This window comes from Streptomyces sp. NPDC054847 (assembly GCF_053610925.1).
In genome coordinates this window covers 12641-28571 of the sequence record NZ_JBSGZJ010000044.1, presented here as the reverse complement: position 1 = coordinate 28571, position 15931 = coordinate 12641, and the positions used below count along the sequence as shown (strand labels likewise).

The window sequence follows — 15931 nt, the reverse complement described above, 5'->3', positions numbered from 1 at the left end:
CCGCAGGGGCGCCGGATGTGGCCGCGTCCGGCGTTGTGGCGGGCGACCCCATGTGCGTGAGGGGTGGATATCGCCCGACAGGGCATAACGGTCATACCGTGGTATTTGATAATCCCGGTATTCGATGACCGCCCCGGACGACGAGGGGGTGCCCCGATGATCGAGGAGCTGGCGGTGGCCGGCGTGGCAGTGGCGACGGTGCTCGTGGCTTATGCGATGGCCGCAGCGCGCATCGTCAAACAATACGAGCGCGGTGTGGTCTTCCGTCTGGGACGTCTGCACGGCGAGGTGCGACGCCCGGGATTCACGATGATCGTTCCGGCCGTCGACCGGATCCGCAAGGTCAACATGCAGATAGTGACCATGCCCGTACCGGCCCAGGAAGGCATCACCCGGGACAACGTCACGGTGCGCGTCGACGCGGTCGTGTACTTCCGCGTGATCGACGCGGCCAACGCGGTCATCGAGGTCGAGGACTACCGCTTCGCCGTCTCTCAGATGGCACAGACCTCGCTGCGTTCCATCATCGGCAAGAGCGACCTGGACGACCTGCTCTCCAACCGCGAAAAGCTCAATCAGGGCCTCGAGCTGATGATCGACAGTCCGGCGGTCGGCTGGGGCGTCCAGATCGACCGCGTCGAGATCAAGGACGTGTCGCTGCCGGAGACCATGAAGCGCTCGATGGCACGCCAGGCGGAGGCGGATCGCGAGCGGAGGGCCCGCGTCATCAACGCGGACGCCGAACTCCAAGCGTCCAAGAAGCTCGCGCAGGCGGCGGGCGAGATGTCCAAGCAGCCCGCGGCGCTCCAGCTGCGACTGCTGCAGACCGTGGTGGCGGTGGCGGCTGAGAAGAACTCCACGCTGGTGCTGCCGTTCCCCGTGGAGCTGCTGCGCTTCCTGGAGCGGGCCGCGCCGCAGCCGGGCGAACCGGGCGATGCAGGTCGACAGGCCCCGCACAGGCGGCAGGGCGAGGTGGACGGCGCGGGCCCTGTGCCCTCGCCCGAGGTGGAGGCCGCGGCTGCCGAAGCCGTTCTGCCCATGGCGGCGGGAATCGGTGAGGACACCGCAGCGCCCGGTGCGCTGCCGGCCGACGAAGTGCCGCCGATGGTGACGGGAGGCGGCGAGGACGCCGCGCAGGACGCTTCACGGACCGATTCCTCACGGGTCGGCGACGTGCCGCCCATGGTGCCGTGACCGGGCGCGGTCTGCTGACCCCGCACCGGCCGGCGCACCGTCGTGCGACGGCTCCTCGGCGCCGTGCTTCTCCCGCCTGATCAGAGGTGACGATCCGAGGCCGCCTCGCGTCGCGTCCGCGGCGGCAGCTCCGCACTCGCGGCGCATCGTGGCGGGTTGGCGGCGGGGTCCGGTCACGTGCTGACGTGCCGGAGGCGGACACGGCTCTACATGCGCGGCGCGTCGGCGTCGGGGCCAGGTCCGTGCTCGTGCCGGGGCACAACGCAGTCCGCCGCGGCGCGGACGGATCCCGCGGCTGCCCCGGGGCCGGGGCCGCCTAGGACAGAAAGGCCAGGTCACACGACCGCGTAGCCTCCAGTGTCAGACCCCGCCCGTAAGGTCGTTCATGCGAAGTCGGCAGTCGGCACTCACGGGAGAGGAGGGACGCGGTGATCCCGGTCATGGGCTCAGGCACTAAGGCGGTGACGGGGACGGGCACGGCCCCATTCCGGGCCGTCGCCGCCGTCTTCCTTCCTGCCGCGCTACCCCGAGACGGCCGCGTCGCCTTCTGGGACCCGGACGGTCGTGCCCTCCCCGGAGCGGACGACGAGATCACGGTCGTCCGTCCGGTCGGCACGGACCACCCTGACGGGCCCGATGGCCCCGATGTCCGCAGCGCCACCGTTCCCGCCGTCGTCATGACCGTCGCGGACGCCGCCCCGCTTCTGATCGCCGCCCGGCGGGACCCGGCCGCCCACCCGGCCGCCGCCTGCTGGGGCGCGGCCGTGCTGCATGCCCTGCACCTCGTCGCCCGTGGCAGGCTGCTGCCGGGACTGACACCGTCCGACCACGACGCCTGGCGCGCCGGGCCGCTGGACGCCGACGACATCGCACAGCTGCGAGCCATCGCCGCTGCCATGCCGTACGAGGCACACGCCGTCCCCGTCGACGACTCCCCGCCTCTGCGGCTGCCCGAGCCCGAGGCCCTGGTGCGTGCCTTGTTCGATGCCGTGGCCGACAGCCTGCCGCGGACGCCGGCCGCCGAGTTCGCGGCGGGCGCGCCGTTCGCGGCCGCCGCGCCGCAGCATCTGCCCGGGGCGCGCGAATGGGCCGCCGAGGCGGCGGCCGGCATGGACGCGGGCGTCCGTGTCTCCCTGCGTCTGGACCTGTCCGCCTACGAGTTCTTCGACACCACCCCGGACGGCGGCGCCGAGCGCAACGCGGCAGCGGCTGTCGTCCAGGTGCACAGCCTCGCCGACCCCACTCTCATCATGGACGCGACCAGGCTTTGGGCGGGGGCCGGCGACGAGCACTTCGGACCGCGCGCCCGGATCGACACAGTCCTGGCGCTGCGCCGCGCGGCCCGTGCCTGGCAGCCGCTCGCCCGGCTGCTGGAGCGGGACGTGCCCGACGTGCTGCCGATGACAGAGGACGAGCTGTACGAGCTGCTCGGACCGGGCGCCGCCCGCCTGGACGCGGCGGGAGTGGCCGTGCACTGGCCGAAAGAGCTCGCGCGCACGCTCACGGCCGCTGCCGTCGTGCGCTCCGCGCCCGGCTCCGCCACCGACGGCACGCCCTTCTTCGACAGCGAGCAACTGCTCGCCTTCAACTGGCAGCTGGCGCTCGAGGGAGATCCGCTGACGGAGGGCGAGATGGACGCGCTCGCCGAGTCGCACCGCCCGATCGTGCGGCTGCGCGATCGGTGGGTCGTCGTCGACCCCGATCTCGTGCGCAAGGCACGCAAGAGGGAGCTCGGCCTGCTGGAGCCGGTCGACGCGCTGGCGGTGGCTCTGACCGGTACGGCGGAGGTCGACGGGGAGACGGTGGAGGCCGTGCCCCAGGGCGCGCTGGCCGCCCTCCGCGACCGCCTCACCGCCGCGACAGCCCCTGTAGAAGCGCCCGATGGCCTGCGCGCGACCTTGCGGGACTATCAGCTGCGGGGCCTGGCCTGGCTGGACCTCATGACCTCGCTCGGCCTCGGCGGCTGCCTCGCCGACGACATGGGACTCGGCAAGACCGTCACCGTGATCGCCCTGCATCTGCGCCGGGCACACACCGCGCCGACACTCGTCGTCTGCCCGGCGTCACTGCTCGGCAACTGGCAGCGGGAGATCGCCCGCTTCGCCCCTGACGTGCCCGTACGGCGGTTCCACGGCGCCGGCCGCACCCTCGACATGCCGGACGGCGGCTTCGTCCTGACCACGTACGGCACGATGCGCAGCAGCGCGGAGCAACTCGGCTCCCGGAGCTGGGGGATGGTCGTGGCCGACGAGGCCCAGCACGTGAAGAACCCGTTCTCCGCGACCGCCAAGGCACTGCGCACTATCCCCACCTCCGCCCGCGTGGCCCTCACCGGCACTCCTGTGGAGAACAACCTCTCCGAGCTGTGGGCGCTGCTGGACTGGACGACCCCGGGGCTCCTCGGCCCGCTCAAGGCCTTCCGCTCCCGCCACGCCCGCCTCGTGGAGAACGGTGAGGACGACGACGCCGTGGAGCGGCTCGCCCGGCTCGTCCGCCCGTTCCTGCTGCGCCGCAAGAAGTCCGACCCGGGCATCGTGCCCGAGCTGCCGCCGAAGACGGAGTCGGACCATCCGGTGCCGCTCACCCGTGAGCAGGCGTCCCTGTACGAGGCCGTGGTGCGGGAGACGATGGCGGCGATCGAGGCCGCGGAGGGCATCGCGCGCCGCGGCCTGGTGATGAAGCTGCTCACGGCCCTCAAGCAGATCTGCAACCACCCCGCCCAGTTCCTCAAGGAGTCCGGCGCGGGCCGGGGCACCGGGGCCGAATCCCTGAGCGGGCGAGACCCCCGGTCCGGCGGTGGTGGCCCGTCCGTCCGGCTGGCCGGCCGCTCGGGGAAGCTGGCGCTGCTCGACGAGCTGCTCGAGACGATCCTGTCCGAGGACGGCTCCGTGCTCGTCTTCACGCAGTACGTCTCCATGGCCCGTCTGCTCTCCGCGCACCTCACCTCCCGCGCGATCCCGAGCCAGCTGCTCCACGGCGGGACGCCGATCGCCGAGCGCGAGCGCATGGTCGACCGCTTCCAGTCGGGCGAGGTGCCGGTGTTCATCCTGTCGCTCAAGGCGGCGGGCACCGGGCTGAACCTCACGAGGGCCGGTCATGTGATCCACTACGACCGCTGGTGGAACCCGGCCGTCGAGGAGCAGGCGACCGACCGCGCCTACCGCATCGGCCAGACGCAGCCCGTGCAGGTACACCGGCTCGTCACCGAGGGCACGGTCGAGGACCGCATCGCGGAGATGCTCGCCTCCAAGCGCGCCCTGGCGGACGCGGTGCTGGGATCCGGAGAGGCGGCGCTGACCGAGCTCACCGACCGCGAACTGGCCGACCTCGTCTCCCTGCGGAGGCCATCATGACCCCCCGCGCGCACGGTGGCCCCCGCTCCCGGCCGGGAGCACCGGCCGGAAGCCTCCACGACGACCAGCGCCGGACGTTTCCCCCGTTGGAACCGCTCGCAGGCGACGAGGCGGCCACGACATGGTGGGGCAACGCCTGGGTGGAGGCGCTCGAGGACACCGCCCTCGACCCCGCCCGTCTGGTCCGTGGCCGTGCCTACGCCGCCCGGGGCCACGTCGCCGCGATCACGGTGACGCCCGGCAAGGTCATGGCGTACGTCCAGGGCAGCCGGCCCCGGCCGTATCGCACGGAGATTCGCCTGCGTACGCTCACCGACGACGACTGGGACGACTTCCTCGCCGCGGCGGCGGCACGGCCCGACCACATCGCGGCGCTCCTCGACAAGGACGTCCCCCAGACGCTGGCGGCCGCCGTCGAGCTGCTGCCGGCGCCCGGGGACCTGATCCCCGACTGCTCCTGCCCGGACGACGGCTACCCCTGCAAGCACGCCGCCGCGCTCTGCTACCAGACCGCGAGGCTGCTGGACGAGGACCCGTTCGTGCTGTTCCTGATGCGCGGCCGGGGCGAACGGGAGATCCTCGCGGCGCTCTCCCGCCGAAACGCGGCCCGTTCAGCGGCCGAGCACACCGCTGCCGCAGCCGCGGCCCCGCAGGCCACCGTGCCCGCGAGCGAGGCCCTCGCCCCCGGCACCGCACGGCCGCCCCTGCCGCCGCCCTTCCCGGCACCGCGGCGTGCGGGCCGCCCTCCGGCCTACCCGCACGCGCCGGGCGCCCCCGATCCGCTCGCCCTGGACCTGCTGGCCTGCGAGGCGGTCGCCCGCGCCCATACCCTCCTCACCACCGGCCGCGACCCCGTCGCGGCGCTCACCCGGTGGCAGGACGCCGTCCGGCTGGCAGCCGCCCATCCCGGCTCCGGACTGACCGCCTCCACCCGCGCCCTCTACCGCGACCTCGCCGCCGCGGCCGACCGCACGCCCACCGACCTGGCACGCGCCGTCGCCGCGTGGCGTCAGGGCGGTCCGGCGGCCCTCTCCGTGCTGGAGGAGCCGTGGGATCCGCCCGCCGGCCCCTTCGACCGGGCGCGCCCCGCCCTGGCCGCCGCGGACTTCCCCGGCTTCAGGCCTTGGCGCAACCAGCTCTCCACCCGCTCGCTCCAGCTGAGGCTCGGCCGTGACGGCCTCTGGTACGGGTACGAGTCGGACCCCGACCGCGAGGACTGGTGGCCGCGCGGAACCCCCGACACCGACCCGGTCGGAGCGCTCGCCGCGCTGTTGGGCAGGTGACGGCGCAACGGACGCCGAGTGACGCGTGGCGGAGGGTCGCCCGAGGACGGCGTCAGAAGTCGGCCAGTGTCGGTTCGTCGAGCCTGGCGACCGAGTCCTGGTCGTACGCGGCGACATACGCGTCACGGATCCTTTCGATCTGCGGGTCGCGGGTACGGGCCTCGGCCGCCGGATACAGCAGGATGAGTTCGTACGAGCGCTCCCGCTCGATGACGCCGTTGGAGTCCCGCCACTGGCCGCGGCCCTCCTGGATCGTCAGCCCGTCGGGGAAGTGGGGCGTGACGCTGCGGTCGACGAACGTCATGAACTGCGCGTCCGTCACGTCAGGTCCGCCGTCCGGCCGTTCCGTGCCGAAGAACAGCCGGGACTCGAGGTACGCCTCACCACGCGCCGCCACCGCTGCCGTCGCACGGGGCTTCGCGGTCCCTCCTCCGTCCAGCGTCGCCTGCGCGGCCGGTGCACCGACGGTCAGAGCGGCGACCGCCGCGCCGGCGACGGCGAGCAGCGTGCGCCGGGTCCGGTTCTGATGCTGCCTCTGGTCCTGGCGCTGCACGAAGGTCGGCACGGTTCAAAATCCTTTCGTGGAGCCGCGGCCGGTCGGCCGCCGGTGCAGCTCACTGTGGCCACCAGCAGGCCCGTTCGCCCGCCGGACACAGGCTTCGACCGGATTCCACCCGCACGAGGACCGCCGCGATGGCGGCCGGAGCAGGGGACACACGGGGCAGGCTCCCGGCGGCGCCGGGGAGCCGGGCGGAGAAGCCGGGTAGGACGGGACGGACCGATCCTGGACGTCGACAGAGGAGCACCGGGATGACTTCAGCGGAGCGTGCGGACCGTCCACCGGCGGCGGATCTCGTGATCGCCGGGTGCACGGTGATGGTTCACGACGAGGACGGCCGGATCGACTTCGTGGACGACGCGGCGGTCGTGGTCCGTGACGGCGTCATCGACGCCGTCACAAAGGCCGCGGCCGTCGCGGACCTCCCCGTCACCGAACGCATCGACGCCAAGGGCCAGTTGGCCATGCCCGGGCTGATCAACTGCCACACCCACACGCCGATGGTCGCGCTGCGCGGCATCGCGGAGGATCTGCCGGTGGAGGAGTGGTTCAACGACTGGATCTGGCCCATCGAGTCCAACCTGACGGAGACGGTCGTCGAACTGGGCGCCCTGCTGGCCTGCGCGGAGATGATCAGCGGCGGCGTCACCACCTTCGCGGACCACTACTTCGCCATGGACCGGGTCGCCGCCGCGGTCACCCGGAGCGGCATGCGGGCGAACCTGGGCTGGGGCTACTTCTCCAGCCAGGGCGCGGAGGGACGCGAGCGTTCCCTCGACTTCGCCCTTCGCGCGGCCGGCGCGGCGGACGGCCGGATCACCACGTCCCTCGCGCCGCACGCCCCGTACACAGTGGATGACGAAGACCTCGCCGCCACCGCGCGGCTCGCCCGCGACCACGGGCTCATGGTCCATCTGCACGCGGCCGAGAACAGGGCTCAGACCGACCGCAGTGTCGAACGGCACGGGCTCACACCCGTCGAAGTGCTGGAGCGGGCCGGGCTGCTGGAGACCGATCTGCTCATCGCGCACGGCACCGGGATCACGGACGGGGACCTCTCGGTGCTGCGGCGCGCCACGGGCCGGATCGCCGTCGCCACCGCGCCGCGCGGCTACCTCAGATTCGGCTGGGACACGACACCGATCCGGGCGCTCGCGTCGATCGGCCTTCCCGTGGGGCTGGCCACCGACGGCGCCGCCTCCAACAACACCCTCGACGTGTGGGAGTCCATGACGCTCACCGCGCTCGTACAGAAGTCGACGGAGCGTGACCCGGCCTGGCTGACCGCACGGCAGGCGCTCGACCATGCCACCGCACAGAGCGCGCGGGCGCTGGGACTCGACGACCGCATCGGGGCGCTGGCACCGGGCAGGCGGGCGGACCTGATCCTGGTGGACCTCACCGGACCGCACACGCAGCCCCTGCACGACCACGCGGCGACCCTGGTGCACAGCGCGCGCTCCTCGGACGTACGTACGACGGTCGTGGACGGCAGGGTGCTGATGCGCGACCGCCGTCTTCTCACCCTCGACGTGCCCGCCATCACCGCCGAACTGGCCCGTGAACTGCCCGCTTTGACGCAACGGCGACAGGGCCGGCGCATCCAGGAGTACGACGGCCAGTAGGGCCGGAAGGAGTGGAGCCCTTCGAAAGTTCGCACACCCGATGGGGTGAATGCCTCGTTCAGCAGAACCGATGCGGCCGCACGGCGTTAATTCCGGTGCGGGCGAGTGTCCCGCGGGTTTCTCTTCTGAAGGCAGGCAACCATGAGGCAGGTTCACCGAAAGGGCCTGGCGACCGTGATGCTCACGGGCGGCGCGCTGGCCATGGCCACCGGCTACGCCCAGGCGGACTCGGGTGCGCACGGCGTCGCCGCCGGCTCGCCCGGCGTGCTCTCCGGCAACGGGGTCCAGCTTCCCGTCCACGTCCCGGTGAATGTGTGCGGCAACACGGTGAACGTCGTCGGACTGCTCAACCCGGCGGCGGGGAACTCCTGCGTCAACGAGTCGCACGGCGAGAACGGCGGCAAGGGCGGCAGCAGCGAGAACGGCGGCGAGGGCGGCTCGCACGGCGGCGGCACGGGCGCCCACAACGGCGGCGGCGCCCACGCGGACGGCGAGACGGCCGGATCGCCCGGCGTCCTGTCCGGCAACGGCGTTCAGCTCCCCGTCGACGTGCCAGTCAACGTGAGCGGCAACTCCGTGAACGTCGTCGGCATCGGCAACCCCGTCACCGGCAACACCTCGGTGAACGACTCCGCCGAGCCGCCGGCCGAGGAGAAGCCCACCACCCCGCCGAAGGCCACGGAGTCCGAGCAGCCGGCCGCGCCCGAGGCGCCGGCGCCCGCCCCGCAGTCCGCCGGGTCGTCCCTCGCCCACACCGGATCCGACGAACTGGCGTTCGCGGTGCCCGCCGGCGCGACGATGATCCTCGGCGGCCTTGTGCTGTACCGCCGGTTCCGCCCCTCCCAGGGGTCCTAGGGCCTGCCCGGAGCGGGGGGCCCGGAGACCATTCCGGGCGGCCCCGGATCCGGCTTCTGGGGCAGGGGCCTTTGAGGCTCCGCGGCGTCCTGCGCGGGCCCCGTCTCGTCCGGGAGCCGTCTCCAGGACGCCAGCACGGCATCGATCTCCCCGGCCAGCCGGGCGCGCGCCTCTTTGCGGGCCACGCCCGCCATCAGGAGGGCGTCGTAGCCCGTGTCGAGGTGCCGCACGGACGCGCGCACGGCGGCCGTGACGGCTCCCTCCTCCAGGGAGCGGCCGGCTGCCGTGCGGCCCACACGCCCGCTGCCCCGGGCGGAGGCGTGGGCCGCGATCCCGGCGGCGCGCTCCTCGGGGCAGCCGGGGAACAGCTTGCGTATCCGCGCGGCCAGTTCGGCGGCGAAGCGGACGTCCGCTGCTGCCCGGCGGGCAGCGTCCCGCTCACGGCGCCGGCGCCGGACATCCGCGTCGGCGAGGCACGCCGACTCCGCGCGGGCGAGCGCGGACTCCTCGACGAGCAGCCCTTGGCGCTCGTAGCGGCCACGGCGGCGGTTGTGACGGACCACCACCGCCCACAGGGCACTCGCCTCCCTCGCCCGCCGGGTCAGCGCGGCGTCGCCCCGGGGCAGAAACACGAGATGGCCGAGATCGGCGCAGTCGAGACAGACCGGAACGCCGGACTCGAGAAGATGCATCGGCAGCGGGCCCCTGCGGCACTCGGCGCAGTGCCTGCCCTTGAGCGGCTGGATCACCACCAGGTCCATGTCCCGTTGGTACCCGGCGGATACGCTCCGATCCCATGACGCTCAACTGTGCCGTACTCGACGACTATCAGGATGTCGCGCTGTCCATGGCCGACTGGTCATCACTCGAGGGCAGCGTCGAAGTGCGCTCGCTCCGCGAGCACTTCGGCTCGGAGGAAGAGGTGGCCGCGGCGGTCGGCGACTGCGAGATCCTGGTCGTGATGCGCGAGCGGACGCCCTTCCCCGCGTCCCTTCTCGACCGGCTGCCGCGTCTGCGGCTCCTGATCACCTCGGGGATGCGCAACGCGTCGATCGACCTCGAAGCCGCGGCTCGCAACGGTGTCACCGTGTGCGGCACCGCCAGCAATTCGGAGCCGCCCGCCGAACTGACGTGGGCGCTCATCCTCGGACTGGCACGCCATGTGGCCACGGAGAGCGGCGCCCTGCGCGAGGGGGGCCCGTGGCAGTCCACGGTCGGAGCGGACCTGCACGGTCGTACGCTCGCGCTTCTCGGCCTCGGAAAGATCGGTGCGAAGGTCGCCGCGGTCGGCCGGGCCTTCGGCATGGACGTCCTGGCGTGGAGCCAGAACCTCACCGAGGAGAGAGCCGCCGAACACGGCGTCCGGCGGGCCGGGTCGCTCGGGGACCTGCTCGAGGCCGGCGACTTCGTCTCCGTACACCTGCAACTCGGCGAGCGCACACGGGGGCTGATCGGCGCCGGGGAACTGAAGCGGATGCGGCGGACCGCCTACCTCGTCAACACCTCACGGGCCGCGATCGTCGATCAGGAGGCCCTGGTGCTGGCACTGCGCGAGGGCTGGATCGCCGGGGCGGGCGCCGACGTCTTCGAGGAGGAACCGCTGCCCGCCGGCCATCCGCTGCGCACGGCCCCGAACTTCCTCGGCCTGCCCCACCTCGGCTACGTCACCCGCCGCAACTACGAGGGGTATTTCAGGGAGGCGGTCGAGGACATCGCCGCCTATCTCGCTGGCAGCCCCGTCCGTACCCTGGCGGTGCCCTCCTGACGCGTTCCGTCCGGAGCAGGCCGGGACCCGGACGGAAGTCCTAGCGCACACCGGGCGCCGCCGCGCCGATGAACTCCGACAGCGTCTCCCGTGCCTGTTCGGACCGGAGCGAGCGGTCCGCTTCGTCGGGTGCCTCGTGCAGACAGTTGGTGAGCTCGAACGCGGATGCCGCCAGTGCCAGGGCCTGCGGGTCGTCACACACCAACTGGACCCGGATCAACGCCTGATGGGCGCTCGAACGCAGTCGGTACGAGTCGATGCGGGCCTCCTCCGCGACGGTGCTGCCCGGCGTCTCCAGCGCCCGGTGCCAGCGGTCGTTCTGGCCGCGGCGGTAGTCGACGAGCGCGCCGGCGAAGGCGCTGTACGCGGAGATCCGTTCCTGGCGCAGCTGCTCCGCCCGCGCGAGGACCGCGGTGCGTTCCGCGGTCTGGCGCTGGAAGAAGTGGGTCGCCACCGACCCGAGCAAGGTGCCGATGACCGCGATGAGCGCTGTCCACATGTGGTGCTCCCGGACTTGATATGTCGTGCGAGGGTGTGTGGCTCAGCGCCGGTCTGTTCGCCGGCTCCGGGCACGAGCGAATCAGATCACCGCAGTGGAGAGACGCGTCAAGTCCTCGGTGACGCCCTACTTCCGGTAACCACTTGATAGCTTGAGGCGTTTGCCGGAGCGATGACTCGGAGGGGACCGGCCATGCGTGGCTTCACGGTGATGGGCAAGCGGTTCGACGTACGTACGGCGCTGGTTCTGACGGGCTGCATGGCGGCGCTGGCGGTCGTCCCGTCCGCCGCGAACGCGACCCCCGGCAGCGGCGTCTCGGGGACGGTCCTGGCCCAGGGCACGTCCGGCGACTCGCTGAGGATCACGGCCAAGGGACGCACGGAGGTGGTCGTCCGCACCCTCACCATCGCCCCCGGCGGCACGACGGGGTGGCACCATCACCCCGGCCAGGTCCTCGCCGTCGTCCGGTCGGGCACGCTGACCCGCACACTGGACGACTGCTCCCTCGAGGTCACCGGTCCCGGCGGCGCGATCCTGGAACCGGCGGGCGCCCGCCATCGCCACCTCGGACGCAACCTCGGCACCGAACCGGTCGTCCTGTACGTGACGTACTTCCTGCCCGCGGGCAGTCCGCTCTCGGTGGACGAGGACGCGCCGGACTGCGCGGCCGGATAGCCGGCCGGCGCGCCGGGCCCCGTCGGTGAGGATGGGTGTGTGCGACTCGAACCGATCACCTGGGAGCGGCTGGCCGAGAACCTGGCCGAGCGTGTCCTGAGAACGACCGCCGCCGACGGCAGCCCCTGGCTGCGCGTCGGTGTGGACGGTGCCCCGGCGTCACGTCCCGGCGAGCTCGCGGAGCTCGTAGGCGAGGCGCTGCGGGTGCGGGGGCGGGGTGTCGTCGTGGTGGGCACCGGCGGGTTCCTGCGGCCCGCGTCGCTCCGTTACGAGTACGGTCGCGAGGACCCCGACAGCTACTACAACGGGTGGTTCGACACGGGCGCGCTGTGGCGCGAGGTCTTCGGGCCGCTGGAAGCCGGCGGCAGCGGAAGGGTCCTGCCCGATCTGTGGGACCCGCTGACGGACCGGGCGACCCGCAGCGCGCACGTCGAACTGCCGCCCGGCGGGGTGCTGTTGCTGCACGGTCCCTTTCTGCTCGGTCACTGGTTCCCGTTCGACCTGACCGTGCATCTGAGGCTGTCTCCGCCCGCGCTGGAACGCCGCACGGAAGAAGGCGAGCGCTGGACGCTTCCGGCGTACGCCCGGTACGAGGGAGAGGTCGGACCCGGTGACGCGGCGGACATCCTCGTACGGGCGGACGATCCACGGCATCCGGCCTGGTCGGCTGTCGCCTGACCCCGCCGCCGACGGCGGGCCCGGCCGACCGGCCGGGCTCAGGGGCGGCCGCCGATCAGCGCCACGGCCTCCGCACCGGCCCGGCAGCCCTCCTCCGCGGCCGTGCGGGCGTCCGCACCCGCCAGCCGTGCGGCGAGGAACGCCCCTGTGAAGGCGTCACCGGCGCCCGTGGTGTCCAGCACCTGGGCGGCACGGGACGGGAGGCGGGCGGTGAGCGTGCCGGCCTCGGCCACCAGTGCGCCCCCTGCGCCCAATGTCACCACGGTCAGCGGGACCGACCGGCTGAGTTTCACGGCGGCGTCGGCGGGGTCGGGCAGACCGGTCAGCAGCCGCGCCTCGTCCGTGTTCGGCAGCAGGACGTCCACGCCGCCGAGGTCCGACAGCAGCCGCTCGACGCCGCGTTCGCGGATGAATCCGGCGGAGGCCGGATCGACGCTCACCGTGACGCCCGCCTTCCGCGCCGCGGCCATCGCCGCGAGCGCCGTCGCACGACTGGTACCGGAGAACAGCAGATAGCCGGAGAGATGCAGATGACCGACCCCCTCCAGCAGATCGGGCGACCAGTCGGCCGGGCACAGCCGTAGTACGGCTCCGCTGTCCGTGAGGAACGTCCGCTCCGCGGTGCGGTCGACGAGCGCGACGACCGTCGCGGTCGGCACCTCGTCGTCGGGCACGAGCAGCGGCCGCACGCCCGCCGTGCGCAGCCGTGCCGCGTGCCACTCCAGGTCGGCGACGCCCGCGCGGGCGAGCAGACGTACATCGCGGCAGCCCCGGTACGCCGCCCAGCACGCCACGTTCGAGCCGGCGCCGCCGGGCACGATGCGGATCGTGGCGGGGGTGTCCGTGCCGTGGGCGAGCGGCGTGCTGTGCCGGGCCACGACGTCGGTGACGACATCGCCCACGACGAGGAGTCCGGTCATGCGTATGCCGCTGCGATCCGTGCCGCGAGCCGGACATTGCCGCGCACGGCCGCCAGGTTGGCCTCGAGGGACGCGCCGTCGGTGTACCGCATCAGCCGCTCGAGGAGGAAGGGCGTGACGGCCTGCCCGGTCACGCCTTCTTCGCGTGCCTCGTCGAGCGCCCGCGCGAGCACCCGGTCGTGCAGCGCAGGGTCCAACTGCTCCTCCACCGGCACGGGGTTGGCCACGATCAGCGAGGAGTACGGCTCGGCGAGGGCGTCCTTGGCGCGCATCACGGCGGCGACCTCCTCAGGGGAGTCGACGGTCCAGTCGACCGGTTCGCCGGAGGAGGCCAGATAGAAGCCGGGGAAGTGGTCGGTCCCGTAACCGATCACGGTCACCCCCAGGGTCTCCAGCCGTTGCAGCGTGGCCGGCACGTCCAGGATCGACTTCACGCCCGCACAGACCACCGTGATGCCCACCTGGGCGAGCAGCCGCAGGTCCGCCGATTCGTCCTGGGTCTCGGTCCAGCCCCGGTGCACGCCGCCCAGGCCACCGGTCGCGAAGACCCGGACGCCGGCCAGGCCGGCGAGGAACGCCGTGGCGGAGACGGTCGTCGCGCCGCTCGCCCCCATGGCGACGGCGGGAGCGAGATCGCGATGGCCGAGCTTGCGCATCCCGGGGTCGCCCGCGACCCGTTCCAACTCGGCCTTGGTGAGCCCGACATGGGCTCTGCCGTCGAGCACGGCGATGGTCGCGGGGACGGCGCCGCCCGAGCGGACGAGGGCCTCGAGCTCCGTCGCGACGGCCAGATTGCGGGGACGCGGCAGTCCGTGCGCGATGATCGTCGACTCCAGGGCCACGACGGGCACTCCGGTATCGAGGGCTTCCCGGACCTCTTCGGACACCATGGCTGCGGTCTTCGGCATGTCCCATCCCTGGCGCGGGGAAGCGGGGCGCAAACCTCGGGTGGACGGGAATCGGGCTGATTGGAAGGAAAGTTTACTGACAACCATTGACAGGGGCATGGCTGCTTGTCACCATCCCGGCAGCGGCTTGGCGCGGCGCCCGATCCCTGTGGGCGTGACGCGCTCAGCGAGAGCTCTGACCCGGCCGCTGTACGCCGAGCCCTGCCCGGGCGCGGCGCGTCGCAAGGAGTCCAGCTCTCGCCGTCCCCGTCCAGGGAGCCAGGTATGCGCCTGACCGCCTCCACCCCACCACGCCGGACCGCGGTACTCGCCCTCTCCGCCGTACTGCTGCTGATCGCCGCCGTCCTCATCGCCCGTCCCGGCCGGGCCGATGCCGCCGGTACCGGCGGCACCGCCGCCGCTGACACCCTCATCTCGCGCGGCAGGACCGCCACCGCCTCGTCCCTCGAAGGCTCCGCGTTCGCCGCCTCCAACGCCTTCGACGGGAACACGGGAACCCGCTGGGCCTCCGCCGAGGGCCGGGACCCACAGTGGATCAGCGTCGACCTCGGCGGCGCCGCCACCGTCTCGCGAGTCACGCTCAACTGGGAGGTGGCCCACGCCCGGCAGTACCGCATCGAGATGTCCGCCGACGGCGCCGCCTGGACGCCCATCGCCACGGAGACCGCGGGTGACGGCGGCACGGACGAGTTCACCGGCCTCGCCGGCAAGGGCCGCTATCTGCGCGTCCACGGCACCGCACGCGGCACCCAGTACGGCTACTCGCTCTGGGAGGTCGACGTCTACGGCACGGTCGGCGGCGGCGAACCGCCGACCGGCGCGTTCACCGTCGTCGCGGCGGGCGACATCGCCGCCCAGTGCACCGCGTCGTCGAGCTCCTGCGCCCACCCGAAGACCGCCGCCCGGGCCCAGCAGATCAACCCGAGGTTCTATCTGACGATGGGCGACAACCAGTACGACGACGCCCGTCTCTCCGACTTCCGCAACTACTACGACAAGACCTGGGGCGCCTTCAAGGCGAAGACCCGGCCGGTACCCGGCAACCACGAGTCGTACGACCCGGCGGGCGAGTTCGTGGGCTACAAGCAGTACTTCGGCGCCATCGCCTACCCGCAGGGCAAGCCCTACTACAGCTACGACGAGGGCAATTGGCACTTCGTCGCCCTCGACTCCAACACCTTCGACGACCCGGCCCAGATCAGCTGGCTCAAGGACGACCTCGCCCGCAACAGCAAGAAGTGCGTCGCCGCCTACTGGCACCATCCGCTCTTCAGCTCCGGCGGACACGGCAACGACCCCGTCGGCAGGCCCGTCTGGGACATCCTGTACCGGGCCAAGGCCGATCTCGTCCTCGGCGGCCACGACCACCACTACGAGCGCTTCGCGCCGCAGGACCCGGCCGGCCGGGCCACCGCCGACGGCATCGTCCAGATCGTCGGCGGCACGGGCGGCGCCGAGCCCTACGCGATCGAGGAGGTCCAGCCCAACAGCCAGAAGCGCATCAGCGGCCCGTACGGCGTGCTGAAACTGGACTTCACCGACACGACGTACCGCTGGAGCTACGTGGCCTCCGACGGCTCCGTCAAGGACACCAGCCCCACCTACACCTGCCACTGA

Annotated in this window: 14 protein-coding genes; 9 read left to right on the top strand and 5 right to left on the bottom strand. The window is 72.6% G+C overall.

Going from position 1 to position 15931, the window contains the following annotated elements; all coding sequences use genetic code 11:
- The first annotated feature begins 156 nt into the window (after positions 1-156).
- The 3 genes from ACWGH4_RS08060 (at position 157) to ACWGH4_RS08050 (ending at position 5830) form a co-directional block, all read left to right on the top strand.
- Positions 157-1194, top strand: a complete 1038-nt coding sequence (locus ACWGH4_RS08060; RefSeq protein WP_453457176.1) for a slipin family protein — start codon at positions 157-159, stop codon at positions 1192-1194.
- Between the two features lie 440 nt (positions 1195-1634).
- The gene (locus ACWGH4_RS08055; protein WP_453457173.1) at positions 1635-4547 is read left to right on the top strand and encodes a DEAD/DEAH box helicase; all 2913 of its coding nucleotides are present in this window, start codon (positions 1635-1637) and stop codon (positions 4545-4547) included.
- Positions 4544-5830 (top strand): SWIM zinc finger family protein, encoded by a 1287-nt coding sequence (locus ACWGH4_RS08050; protein ID WP_453457170.1) that lies wholly within the window; start codon positions 4544-4546, stop codon positions 5828-5830. Before ACWGH4_RS08055 ends, ACWGH4_RS08050 begins: the two co-directional genes overlap by 4 nt.
- 52 nt (positions 5831-5882) lie before the next feature.
- Here the strand turns inward: ACWGH4_RS08050 and ACWGH4_RS08045 are convergent, their stop codons facing one another.
- Positions 5883-6395 carry a DUF3574 domain-containing protein gene (locus tag ACWGH4_RS08045; protein WP_453457167.1) on the bottom strand — a complete coding sequence of 171 codons (513 nt, stop codon included), beginning with the start codon at positions 6393-6395 and terminating at the stop codon, positions 5883-5885.
- A gap of 245 nt (positions 6396-6640) precedes the next feature.
- Between ACWGH4_RS08045 and ACWGH4_RS08040 the strand changes: the two genes are divergently transcribed.
- Both ACWGH4_RS08040 and ACWGH4_RS08035 read left to right on the top strand, forming a co-directional pair.
- Positions 6641-8014, top strand: a complete 1374-nt coding sequence (locus ACWGH4_RS08040; protein WP_453457164.1) for an amidohydrolase — start codon at positions 6641-6643, stop codon at positions 8012-8014.
- A gap of 141 nt (positions 8015-8155) precedes the next feature.
- Complete coding sequence (locus tag ACWGH4_RS08035) at positions 8156-8869, top strand: chaplin (RefSeq protein WP_453457161.1); 714 nt, start codon at positions 8156-8158, stop codon at positions 8867-8869.
- Here the strand turns inward: ACWGH4_RS08035 and ACWGH4_RS08030 are convergent.
- On the bottom strand, positions 8866-9630 hold the full coding sequence (locus ACWGH4_RS08030) for a DUF2293 domain-containing protein (RefSeq protein ID WP_453457157.1): 765 nt from the start codon (positions 9628-9630) through the stop codon (positions 8866-8868). The two genes, ACWGH4_RS08035 and ACWGH4_RS08030, sit on opposite strands and share 4 nt — an antisense overlap.
- Positions 9631-9665: 35 nt before the next feature.
- Between ACWGH4_RS08030 and ACWGH4_RS08025 the strand changes: the two genes are divergently transcribed.
- Entirely contained in the window at positions 9666-10634 is a 969-nt protein-coding gene (locus ACWGH4_RS08025) for a D-2-hydroxyacid dehydrogenase family protein (RefSeq protein ID WP_453457154.1), read from the top strand.
- A gap of 40 nt (positions 10635-10674) precedes the next feature.
- On the opposite strand, the gene ACWGH4_RS08020 is transcribed toward ACWGH4_RS08025, so the two are convergent.
- Positions 10675-11133 (bottom strand): hypothetical protein, encoded by a 459-nt coding sequence (locus ACWGH4_RS08020; protein ID WP_441264394.1) that lies wholly within the window; start codon positions 11131-11133, stop codon positions 10675-10677.
- Between the two features lie 192 nt (positions 11134-11325).
- On the opposite strand from ACWGH4_RS08020, the gene ACWGH4_RS08015 reads away from it, so the two are divergent.
- Positions 11326-11808 (top strand): cupin domain-containing protein, encoded by a 483-nt coding sequence (locus tag ACWGH4_RS08015; RefSeq protein ID WP_453457151.1) that lies wholly within the window; start codon positions 11326-11328, stop codon positions 11806-11808.
- A 39-nt stretch (positions 11809-11847) separates the two neighbouring features.
- The gene (locus ACWGH4_RS08010; RefSeq protein ID WP_453457148.1) at positions 11848-12486 is read left to right on the top strand and encodes a uridine kinase; all 639 of its coding nucleotides are present in this window, start codon (positions 11848-11850) and stop codon (positions 12484-12486) included.
- Positions 12487-12524: 38 nt separating this feature from the next.
- On the opposite strand, the gene ACWGH4_RS08005 is transcribed toward ACWGH4_RS08010, so the two are convergent.
- Both ACWGH4_RS08005 and ACWGH4_RS08000 read right to left on the bottom strand, forming a co-directional pair.
- Positions 12525-13406 carry a carbohydrate kinase family protein gene (locus tag ACWGH4_RS08005; RefSeq protein ID WP_453457144.1) on the bottom strand — a complete coding sequence of 294 codons (882 nt, stop codon included), beginning with the start codon at positions 13404-13406 and terminating at the stop codon, positions 12525-12527.
- Positions 13403-14314: a pseudouridine-5'-phosphate glycosidase gene (locus tag ACWGH4_RS08000; RefSeq protein WP_453457141.1), complete on the bottom strand. Its 912-nt coding sequence runs from the start codon at positions 14312-14314 to the stop codon at positions 13403-13405. The genes ACWGH4_RS08005 and ACWGH4_RS08000 overlap by 4 nt, the downstream gene beginning before the upstream one ends.
- 264 nt (positions 14315-14578) lie before the next feature.
- Between ACWGH4_RS08000 and ACWGH4_RS07995 the strand changes: the two genes are divergently transcribed.
- Complete coding sequence (locus ACWGH4_RS07995; protein WP_453457138.1) at positions 14579-15931, top strand: discoidin domain-containing protein; 1353 nt, start codon at positions 14579-14581, stop codon at positions 15929-15931.